This window comes from Cereibacter changlensis JA139 (genome assembly GCF_003034985.1).
Lineage (GTDB): Bacteria > Pseudomonadota > Alphaproteobacteria > Rhodobacterales > Rhodobacteraceae > Cereibacter > Cereibacter changlensis.
Window position 1 is genome coordinate 1 of sequence record NZ_PZKG01000362.1, and the last position, 1074, is coordinate 1074.

At 68.8% G+C, this 1074-nt stretch carries 1 protein-coding gene and 1 pseudogene; both read left to right on the top strand.

The features are described from left to right. A pseudogene (locus tag C5F48_RS25520) lies at positions 1-463 on the top strand (IS21 family transposase); the annotation flags it as partial. 17 nt (positions 464-480) lie between these two features. Further along, positions 481-1074 (top strand): ATP-binding protein (locus tag C5F48_RS24060; protein ID WP_258186592.1); only part of this gene is annotated, 594 nt, incomplete at its 3' end.

Here is a 1074-nt window from a genome sequence, read left to right on the forward strand (position 1 = left end):
GCTCTGGGCTCGTCTGACCTCTGGCACGGTCGAGATCTTCCGCGCTGGTAAGCGGGTGGCCTGCCACCGGCGCGCCGCCCCGGGCGACACGGGCGCAACCACCCTGAATGATCACCGTCCCGCCAGCCATCGTCGTTACGCCGAGACGACGCCCAGCCAGCTGCGTGAACGCGCTGCCCGCATCGGCCCCGCGACCGCCATCCTGATTGACGTCATCCTCCGCGACCGTCCCCACCCGGAGCAGGGCTTTCGTTCCTGCCTTGGCATCCTGCGGCTGTCCCGCAGTTATGGACCCGAGCGGCTCGAGGCCGCCTGCGATCGCGCGCTTGCGATCAACACCCGCACCATGGCGTCAGTGAAGTCGATCCTCATCAACCGCCTCGATGGCCGCAGACCCAACCAATCGCCCGAGGCTCCGCCGATCACCCACGCCAATATCCGTGGCGCCAAGTTCTTCCACTGAACCGAAGGAGACGACCTTTGCTGACCCACCCCACCCATGAGGCGCTGAGTGCGCTGAAGCTCGACGGCATGGCCGAAGCTTTCGCCGAGCTTCTTGCGCAAGACAGCGGCCGCAGCCTCGACCCCGTCGCCTGGATCGGACTGATGCTCGACCGCGAGCAGGCCCGGCGCGGCACCCGCCGCTTCCAGTCGCGCCTGCGCGCGGCGAACCTTCGCCACGGCGACGCCTGCATGGAGAATGTGGACTACCGGACGTCCCGCGGCCTGGATCGCGCCCTGTTCCAGAGCCTCGGCGGCCCCGAGTGGATCGACCGGCGCCGTTCGGTGCTGATCACCGGGCCCTGCGGCGTGGGCAAGTCCTGGCTGGCCTGCGCGCTCGGCCATGCCGCCAGCCGTGCCGACCGCACCGTCCTCTATCACCGCCTGCCGCGGCTCTTCTCCGAACTCGAACTGGCGCGCGGCGACGGGCGCTTCGACCGGCTGTTCCGCAAGATCGTCCGCGTGGATGTTCTGATCCTAGACGACTGGGGTCCGGACAGGCTGACCGCCCCGCAGCGCCGCGACCTGATGGAAATCGTCGAGGAACGCTACGGCCGTCGCTCCACCATTGTC